This is a genomic window from Micromonospora orduensis (assembly GCF_006228125.1).
In the GTDB taxonomy this organism is placed as follows: domain Bacteria; phylum Actinomycetota; class Actinomycetes; order Mycobacteriales; family Micromonosporaceae; genus Micromonospora; species Micromonospora orduensis.
Genome location: NZ_VDFY01000232.1, coordinates 1 through 8,510, shown reverse-complemented (window position 1 = coordinate 8,510; position 8,510 = coordinate 1). Strand labels below are relative to the sequence as shown.

The following is an 8,510-nucleotide window of genomic DNA, read 5'->3' as shown; positions in this document are numbered from 1 at the left end:
CCACCACCCCACCGCCGCCGACCACGCCGCCGACCGGTGGGACCTGCGCGGTGAAGTCGCGACCCACCGGCAAGGTGCTGCAGGGCTACTGGGAGAACTGGGACGGCGCCTCCAACGGCGTACACCCCGGCCTCGGCTGGATCCCGATCACCGACAGCCGGCTCGGCCAGCACGGCTACAACGTGATCAACGCGGCCTTCCCGGTGATCCGCTCGGACGGCACGGTGCTCTGGGAGAACGGCATGGACGCCGGCGTCAAGGTGGCCACCCCGGCCGAGATGTGCCAGGCCAAGGCGGCCGGTGCCACCATCCTGATGTCGATCGGCGGGGCCGCCGCGGGCATCGACCTGAGTTCCAGCGCGGTCGCCGACCGGTTCATCGCCACGATCGTGCCGATCCTGACGACCTACCACTTCGACGGCATCGACATCGACATCGAGACCGGCCTGACCGGCAGCGGCAACATCAACACCCTGTCCACGTCGCAGGCCAACCTGATCCGGATCATCGACGGAGTGCTGGCCCGGATGCCCTCGAACTTCGGCCTGACCATGGCGCCGGAGACGGCCTACGTCACCGGCGGCAGCGTGGTCTACGGCTCGATCTGGGGTTCGTACCTGCCGATCATCAAGAAGTACGTGGACAACGGCCGGCTGTGGTGGCTGAACATGCAGTACTACAACGGCAGCATGTACGGCTGCGCCGGCGACTCGTACCCCGCCGGGACCGTGCAGGGCTTCACGGTGCAGACGCAGTGCCTGAACAACGGCCTGACCATCCAGGGCACCACCATCCGGGTGCCGTACGACAAGCAGGTCCCGGGCCTGCCCGCGCAGACCGGCGCGGGCGGCGGCTACCTGTCGACGTCGCTGGTCACGCAGGCGTGGAACTCCGTACCCGGTCTCAAGGGTCTGATGACCTGGTCGGCGAACTGGGACGGGTCGAAGGGCTGGACGTTCGGCGACAACGTGAAGCGCCTGCAGGGGCGCTGAGCAGGGCAGGCGCCGGGCGTACCGTCAGCCGGTTTCCCGGCGGGCGCGGGCCCGGCGCTTGCCCTCGTGCATGGCCTGCACCCGGGCCACCGGGATGGTCCGGCCCTCCGCCACCAGGTCTTCGGGGAGCGGCTGCGGCGTCGGCATCGCGGCCGCCCACGGGTCGCCGCCGGCCAGCAGCGACGGCGCCGTCCGGATGGTGAAGTCGGTCGGGGTCACCTCGGTCAGGTCGGCCCAGTCGACCGGGAAGGAGACCGGCACCCCGGGGCGCAGCCGTGGGCTGTAGGCGGCCGCCACGGTCGCGCCGCCGGCCCGGGTGGCGTCCACGAAGACCCGGCCGCCCCGCTCCTCCTTGATGTACGCCGTGGTGGCCAGCGCGGGGTCGATCCGTTCGGCGCGGACGGCGAGCGCCCGGGTGGCGGCGGCCACCTCCTCGGTGGAGGGGTCGCCGGCCACCGGGACGAAGACGTGCACGCCCTTGGCGCCGCTCGTCTTGACCGCCCCGGTGAGGCCGACGTCGGCGAGCGCCTGGCGGACCAGCAGCGCGGCGGCGACCGCGGCGGCGAATCCACCACCCTCGGGCGGGTCCAGGTCGAGCACCAGGTGGGTCGGGCGGTGCTGGTCGGCGACGGTGGTCAGTGTCGGGTGGTACTCCACCGCCCTCTGGTTGGCGAACCAGAGCAGGGTGCGCCGATCGTCGCAGAGGGCGTAGGAGATTTCCCGGTGCGACGCCTCCGCCCAGATCGGCACCCGGCGCACCCAGTCGGGGGTGTACCGGGGAAGGTTCTTCTGCATGAACGGCGGTTGGCCGGGGCGGACCCGGATCACCGACAGCGGCCGGTCCCGCAGCTGGGGCAGGATCTGGTCCGCGACCGCGTCCAGGTAGTCGACCAGGTCGCGCTTGGTCGCATCGGCGCTGTCGGACAGGGGTTGGTCCAGGTTGGTCAGGGCCACCCCGTCGCGGGTCTCGTCAGCCTCGCTCATCCGATCACCCTTTCGGCCCCGGCGTCGTCGGTCAACCGCGCGCGTTGCTCCGACCCGGAATGTTTCCGGTGCCCGCCGTCGCCGGACGGCGCGTCGGCGTCGGTCAGCGGGCCGGCCTGCCGTCGCGGCAGCGTGCCCAGCGCCACCAGCAGCGCGGCGACCACCAGGGCGGCGGCCACGGCGAACGCCGTCCGGTAGCCGGCCGCCAGGGCGGCCGTCTCGGCCGAGCCGCCGGCCCGCAGGACGTCGGTGCGGGCGGCGGCCAGGGTGGCCAGCGCGGCCAGTCCGACGGCCCCGCCGACCTGCTGGGCGGTGTTGGCGAGCCCGGACGCGAGCCCGGCGTCCGTGTCGGTCGCGCCGGCCATGGCCAGCGTGGTGACCGCCGGCAGGGTCAGGCCGCCGGCCACCCCGAAGATCAACATCGCGGGGAGTACGTCAGCCAGGTAGCGACCGTCGGCGGGCAGCCGGGCGAGCAGCAGGAAGCCGACGGTCGCCAGGCCGAGCCCGGCCAGCAGCACGCTCCGGGCGCCCCACCGGGTGATGAGCCGACCGGCCAGGCCGAGCGAGACCACCGCGATCACCACCGGGGTGGGCAGGAACGCCCAGCCGGTCGCCGCGGCGTCCAGCCCGAGCACCAGTTGCAGTTCGACGGCGAGCAGGAACTGGAAGCCGAAGAACGCGGCCACCATGAGGAACTGCACGGTGTTCGCCGCGACCAGGCCCGGCACGCGCAGCACCCGGCCCGGCAGCAGCGGCGTGGCCGCCGTCCGCTGGCGTACCGCGAAACCGCCGAGCAGCAGTGCCGCGAGCGCCGCCGCCCCGAGGGTCCGCGGGCTCGTCCAGCCGTGCTCGCCGGTGCCCACGATGGCCAGTACGGCCGCCATCAGGCCGGCGGTGGCGAGCAGCGTACCGGGCACGTCGAGGCCCGACCGCAGGCCGATGCCCCGTTCGGCGGGGAGCCGGCGGACGGCGGCGAGCAGGATCGCCGCCCCGATCGGGAGGTTCACCAGGAAGATCGAACGCCAGCCGGCGAGTTCGGTGAGGACGCCTCCGGCCACCGTGCCGACCGACGCGCCGGCCGCGCCGGTGAAGCTGAAGACGGCGATGGCGCGGGCCCGCTCGGCCGGTTCGGGGTAGAGCCGGACGATCATGCCGAGGCTGACCGCCATGGCGAGCGCGCCGCCGACGCCCTGCCCGAAGCGCGCGCCGACCAGCTGCGCCGGCCCGGTGGCCGCCGCGCAGGCCAGCGAGGCCAGGGTGAACAGGGCGACGCCGGCGAGGAAGACGCGGTGCCGGCCGAGCAGGTCGCCGAGGCGTCCGGCGAGCAGCAGCAGCCCGCCGAACGCGACCAGGTACGCGTTGACCACCCAGGCCAGGCCGGCGGGGGTGAAGCCCAGGTCGCGCTGGACGGCGGGCAGCGCCACCGAGACGACGCTGCCATCCAGGATGATCATCAGACTGCCGGCGCAGAGCACGAGCAGGGCCGGCCAGCGGGCCGGGACGGTACGCTCCATCGAAAATCCTCCTTGGTGCACGCTTTGTTACTGACGCCATCGTCTGTGACCATGAGCCGGAGCGGAAGGAGGCACTGTGATGTCCCAGAGGAACAGCGATGTGTCCGAGCAGGTCGAGGCGGAGTTCACCTGCGCCGCCGGGAACGTGCCGTTCACCCCCGGGCAGGCTCGGGCGTGCACCGTCCGCGAGGTGCTGGACCGGGTCGGCGGCAAGTGGAGCATCGGCATCCTGGTGGCCGCGTCGAACGGCCCGGTGCGCTTCACCGAACTGGAGCGGCACATCGAGGGCATCAGCCGCCGGATGCTCACGCTGACCCTGCGCAACCTGGAGCGCGACGGCCTGCTGCACCGCACGGTCTACCCGACCGTTCCCCCGAAGGTGGAGTACACGGCAACCCCGATGGCGATGGAGCTGTACGAGTCGCTTGTCGCGCTGACCAGCTGGGCCGAGCGGCATCGCCAGGCCATCGCCGAGGCCCGGACCAGGTACGACGCCGAACACGCCGGCTAAACCAGGCGGTGGTGTGGGGAACGCCACCAGGGTTTTCTGACCGATCGGTCAGGCTCTGACCGATCGGTCAGGCATGCTGGTCTGCGGAGGTGGACCGGCGATGGCAAGAGCGGTGTCCGAGACGCACGGCGAGATCCTCGCCGCGGCGGCGCGACGGTTCGCGGTGACCGGCTACCGGGGCACCTCGCTGCAGGACATCGCCCGCGAGGTCGGCGTCTCCAAGGCCAGCGTCCTGTACCACTTCGCCAACAAGGAAGCCCTGCTCGCCGAGCTGATGGCCCCGGCCATCGCGATGCTGCAGTCCCTCGACGACCAGCTCACCGGGCTCACCGGAGCCGCCGCCCAGGAGGTCGCCGCCACCGGCTTCGTCGACCTCGCGGTCCGGTTCCGCCGGGAGATCGCGGTCCTGCGCGGAGAGTTCCCGGAGCTGCTGTGCCAGCCGGCCTTCGCGCACATCCAGGAGATCTCCGACCGGCTGCGCGACGCGCTGGCCGGGTACTCCGACCGGCCGAGCGCCCGGATCGCCGCGCTGGTGCTGCTGGCCGGAATCTCCGAGGCGTGCGCCGAGTTCGTCGACGTCTCCGACGACGATTTGCGCCCCGCCCTGCTCACCCTCGTCCGGCGGGCCGTCGAACCCGTCGACGCACCCCTGCCCCAACCACCCACGACCGAGGACAAGGAATCCTGATGGCCACCCTGCTCTACCGGCTCGGCCGGGGCGCGCTGCGCCGGCGACGGCTCGTCGTCGCGCTCTGGCTCGTCGTACTCGTCGGCGCGGGCATCGCCGCGGCGACCCTGCGCGGCCCGACGGCGAGCAACTTCACCATGCCGGGCACCGAGAGCCAGCAGGCGCTGGACCTGCTCTCCGAGCAGTTCCCGGCCGCCAGCGGGGCCACCGGCACCATCGCGCTCAAGGCACCGGGTGACGGCCAACTGGCCACGCCGGAGGGCCAGAGCGTGGTGCGGGAGCTGGTCCAGCAGGCCGCCACGCTGCCCGGCGTGGTCGGCGCCGTCGACCCGTTCCAGGCCGGCGCGGTCTCGCCAAACGGCCGGTACGCGCTGATCCAGGTCCAGTTCGCCGCCGGTGGCGACGAGGTGACCGACGAGCAGCGCACCGCGTACGAGGAGGTCGGCTCGGCCGCCGAGGCGAGGGGTTGGCAGGTCGCCCCGGGCGGCGAGGTGCTGGGTGGCGAGCCGGAGATCGGGTCCACCGAGGCGCTCGGTGTGCTGGTCGCCGCGATCGTTCTGATCATCACCTTCGGCTCGCTGGTGGCGGCCGGAATGACGATGCTCAACGCGCTGATCGGTGTGGGCGTCGGCATGGCCGGCCTGTACGCCCTGAGCGGCGCCATCGAGTTGACAAGCACCGCGCCGATCCTGGCGCTGATGCTCGGCCTCGCGGTCGGCATCGACTACTCGCTGTTCATCACGTCCCGACACCGGCAGAACCTGCTCGAAGGCCTGTCCCCCGAGGAGGCGGTCGGCCGGGCAGTGGGCACCGCCGGCTCCGCCGTGGTCTTCGCGGGCGCCACCGTGGTCATCGCCCTCGCCGGGTTGGCCGTGGTCAACATCCCGTTCCTCACCGTGATGGGTCTCGCCGCCGCCGCCACGGTCACCATCGCCGTGCTCGTGGCGATCACCCTCCAGCCCGCGCTGCTCGGCTTCGCCGGCAACCGGGTGCTCCCGCGCCGGCTGCGCTCGGCGGTCGACGCCGCCGCCCCGGGCGCCCCGGTGGGCGAGGAGAAGCTGCCGGTCGAGGACCGCTCCGGGTTCGGCTTCCGCTGGGCACGCTTCGTGACCCGTTTCCGCGTACCGGTCATCCTGGTCGCGCTGCTCGGCCTGGGGCTGCTCGCGCTGCCCACACCGGACATGCGGCTGGCCCTGCCGGACGCCAGCACGGCGACGGAGGGCTCCCCGGCCCGGGTGGCGAGCGACCTCACCACCGAGGGCTTCGGTCCGGGCTTCACCGGCCGCCTCGCGGTGGTCGTGGCGGGCGACGACCCACAGGCCACCGCCGCCGCGCTGCCGCAGGTCACCGCGCTCATCCAGCGCACCGAGAACGTCCTCGCGGTCGCGCCGCCGCAGCTCAGCCCGGACGGTCGCACAGCCCTGCTCGGCGTGGTGCCGAAGACCGGCCCGACCGACGAGGCCACCGAGACCCTGGTGCACGAGGTCCGGGACGCGGTCGGCGGGGTCAAGGACGTCGACGTGCTGCTCACCGGCGCCACGGCCATCGGCATCGACGTCTCCGAGAAGCTCTCCGACGCCCTGCCGATCTACCTGCTGCTGGTCGTCGGGCTGTCGGTGCTGCTGCTGATGCTGGTGTTCCGCTCGCTGCTGGTGCCGCTCAAGGCGGCGCTGGGCTTCCTGCTCACCGTGGCCGCCACGTTCGGCATCACGGTGGCGATCTTCCAGCAGGGCCACCTGGCCGACCTGGTCGGCCTGGACACCCCGGCGCCGTTGGTCAGCTTCCTGCCCATCCTGCTGATCGGCATCCTGTTCGGGCTGGCCATGGACTACGAGGTGTTCCTGGTCTCCCGGATGCGGGAGGACTTCGTGCACGGCGACACCGCGCGTGAGGCCACGATCAGCGGCATGGGCCACGGCGCCCGGGTGGTCACCGCCGCCGCGCTGATCATGATGTCCGTCTTCGGCGGCTTCGTGTTCCTCGACGACCCGATCATCAAGTCGATGGGCTTCGCGCTCGCCATCGGCGTGGCCATCGACGCGTTCGTGGTCCGGATGACCATCGTGCCGGCGGTGATGTCCCTGCTCGGCGACCGCGCCTGGTGGCTCCCCCGCTGGCTCGACCGGGCCCTGCCGAACGTCGACATCGAAGGCGAGGGCCTGCGCACCCACCTGGAGGACCGCATTCCGAGCCGGGTGTAACCCGTACGACGACGAAGGCGCGGTGCCGCTCGGGCACCGCGTCTTCGTCGCGTCCGGACCGTACTCAGACGCCCGCCGGGTAGGTCTCCATCTCACCGGCGGCGGCCGGGACCGGCAGCGGGTGCAGGGCCGTCGTCTCGTCGCACCAGATGAAGGCGTCGTAGCGTTCGCCCAGGCGGGTGGGCACATAGTTGCCCCAGGACTCGAACGACGGGTCGTAGACCACCCCGATCGCCCGGTGGTCCGCCGTCCCGGTGACCCACTCCGGCTGGTCGTCGCCACCGAAGACAAGCACCGCCCGCTCCGGCATCAACTCGTGCAATCGGCGCTCCACCGAGCCCTCCCGAGCCGGCGGGACGATCATCGCCTCGGACGGCGAGCCCCACCGCGGCGCGGCGATCACCGTGCCCCGGTAGCTGCCGAAACCGACGAGCGTCACCGCGTCGTTGCCGTGCCGCTCCCGAGCCAACTGACCAATGTTGACCATCCCGTCGGCGGCCATGTCGGTGGCCCGCGCGTCCCCGACGTGCGTGTTGTGCGCCCAGACGATCCCCCGGGCGTCCGGGCCGTACCGGTCGAGCAGCCGGTCAAGCGTGTCCTGCATGTGCGTGTCCCGGATGTTCCACGAATCCGGCCCCCCGGCCACCATCGCCCGGTAGTAGCGTTCCGCACCGGCCACCACCTCCGCGTTCTGCCAGGCCGAGAAGCGGTCCGGGCCGTCCGACATGGCCTGTTCCCGGGTACGGGCCAACAGCCGGACGACCTCCTCCTCGCAGCGGGCGGAGACGAACCGGCTGGCCGCGCCGTACTCCTCGACCCGTTTGCCGTACGGCTCGAAGCACCGGTACGCGTCCTGCGCCGCCTCCAGCGAGGTCGGGTCCTCCTCACCCAGATAGTCGAAGATCGCCTGCATCGACTCCCAGAGGCTGTACACGTCGAGGCCGTGGAACCCGGCCCGCTGACCGTCCGGCAGCTCCTGGTTCCAGGCGCGCAGCCAGCGGCAGAACCGGGCCACCTCGGCGTTTGCCCACATCCAGGTCGGCCAGCGCTCGAAGCCCTCCAGCGCGGTCTGCGGATCGAGGGCACCGCCGGGCGCGGCGGTCACCGACCGGTGCACCCGGTCGCAGTCCGGCCAGTCGCCCTCCACGGCCACGAACGAGAAGCCGCACTCCGCGATGAGCCGGCGGGTGAGCTGTTCGCGCAGCCGGTAGTAGTCGTAGCTGCCGTGGGTGGACTCGCCGATCATCACCACCCGGGCGTCCCGGACGCGCTCCAGCAACGGGTCGAAGTCGCTCGGCGCGCCGAGCCGCTGAACCAGCATGGCAGCGGCTACCCGGCGCTCGCGCCGACAAACCGTCGGCGCGCCGCCCGACGACACGCCGTCGGCGTGTACGGGTGGTCCGAGCGGGTAGCCGGCCGGCATGACCGTCACCGGGGTGCAGTTGCAGGAGTACCTGGCCGGGCTCGACTACCCGGTCTCCCGCGAGGACCTCGTCCGCTGGGGGCAGGAGAACGGGGCCAGCACCGCCATGTTGCAGATGTTGCAGGCGTTGCCGGCGGAGCAGTTCGAGTCCCCCATGGAGCTGAGCGAGGCCCTGAAAACCCTCCCAACCTGACCCC

Annotated in this window: 8 protein-coding genes; 5 read left to right on the top strand and 3 right to left on the bottom strand. The window is 72.4% G+C overall.

Annotation, left to right across the window (positions count from 1 at the left end):
- Positions 1–992 (top strand): chitinase (locus FHG89_RS26530; RefSeq protein WP_139587137.1); only part of this gene is annotated, 992 nt, incomplete at its 5' end.
- Positions 993–1,016: 24 nt separating this feature from the next.
- On the opposite strand, the gene ligD is transcribed toward FHG89_RS26530, so the two are convergent.
- Positions 1,017–1,976, bottom strand: coding sequence for a non-homologous end-joining DNA ligase (gene ligD, locus FHG89_RS26525; protein WP_139587136.1), 960 nt, complete (start codon positions 1,974–1,976; stop codon positions 1,017–1,019).
- The gene (locus tag FHG89_RS26520; RefSeq protein ID WP_139587135.1) at positions 1,973–3,490 is read right to left on the bottom strand and encodes an MFS transporter; all 1,518 of its coding nucleotides are present in this window, start codon (positions 3,488–3,490) and stop codon (positions 1,973–1,975) included. The genes ligD and FHG89_RS26520 overlap by 4 nt, the downstream gene beginning before the upstream one ends.
- Before the next feature lie 76 nt (positions 3,491–3,566).
- Here FHG89_RS26520 and FHG89_RS26515 point away from each other — a divergent pair, with 76 nt between their 5' ends.
- From FHG89_RS26515 to FHG89_RS26505, 3 genes are all read left to right on the top strand, one after another.
- Entirely contained in the window at positions 3,567–4,001 is a 435-nt protein-coding gene (locus tag FHG89_RS26515; RefSeq protein ID WP_244295877.1) for a winged helix-turn-helix transcriptional regulator, read from the top strand.
- Between the two features lie 100 nt (positions 4,002–4,101).
- Complete coding sequence (locus tag FHG89_RS26510; protein ID WP_139587134.1) at positions 4,102–4,689, top strand: TetR/AcrR family transcriptional regulator; 588 nt, start codon at positions 4,102–4,104, stop codon at positions 4,687–4,689.
- Complete coding sequence (locus FHG89_RS26505; RefSeq protein ID WP_139587133.1) at positions 4,689–6,890, top strand: MMPL family transporter; 2,202 nt, start codon at positions 4,689–4,691, stop codon at positions 6,888–6,890. The genes FHG89_RS26510 and FHG89_RS26505 overlap by 1 nt, the downstream gene beginning before the upstream one ends.
- Positions 6,891–6,954: 64 nt before the next feature.
- Here the strand turns inward: FHG89_RS26505 and FHG89_RS26500 are convergent, their stop codons facing one another.
- Positions 6,955–8,211, bottom strand: coding sequence for an erythromycin esterase family protein (locus tag FHG89_RS26500; RefSeq protein WP_139587132.1), 1,257 nt, complete (start codon positions 8,209–8,211; stop codon positions 6,955–6,957).
- A 100-nt stretch (positions 8,212–8,311) separates the two neighbouring features.
- Between FHG89_RS26500 and FHG89_RS26495 the strand changes: the two genes are divergently transcribed.
- Complete coding sequence (locus FHG89_RS26495; protein ID WP_139587131.1) at positions 8,312–8,506, top strand: DUF2795 domain-containing protein; 195 nt, start codon at positions 8,312–8,314, stop codon at positions 8,504–8,506.
- Positions 8,507–8,510 lie beyond the last annotated feature (4 nt).

Coding starts and splice junctions, on each gene's coding strand:
- ligD (WP_139587136.1), bottom strand. CDS start 1,976: ATGAGCGAGGCTGACGAGACCCGCGACGGGGTGGCCCTGACCAACCTG.
- FHG89_RS26520 (WP_139587135.1), bottom strand. CDS start 3,490: ATGGAGCGTACCGTCCCGGCCCGCTGGCCGGCCCTGCTCGTGCTCTGC.
- FHG89_RS26500 (WP_139587132.1), bottom strand. CDS start 8,211: ATGCTGGTTCAGCGGCTCGGCGCGCCGAGCGACTTCGACCCGTTGCTG.
- FHG89_RS26495 (WP_139587131.1), top strand. CDS start 8,312: ATGACCGTCACCGGGGTGCAGTTGCAGGAGTACCTGGCCGGGCTCGAC.
- FHG89_RS26510 (WP_139587134.1), top strand. CDS start 4,102: ATGGCAAGAGCGGTGTCCGAGACGCACGGCGAGATCCTCGCCGCGGCG.
- FHG89_RS26505 (WP_139587133.1), top strand. CDS start 4,689: ATGGCCACCCTGCTCTACCGGCTCGGCCGGGGCGCGCTGCGCCGGCGA.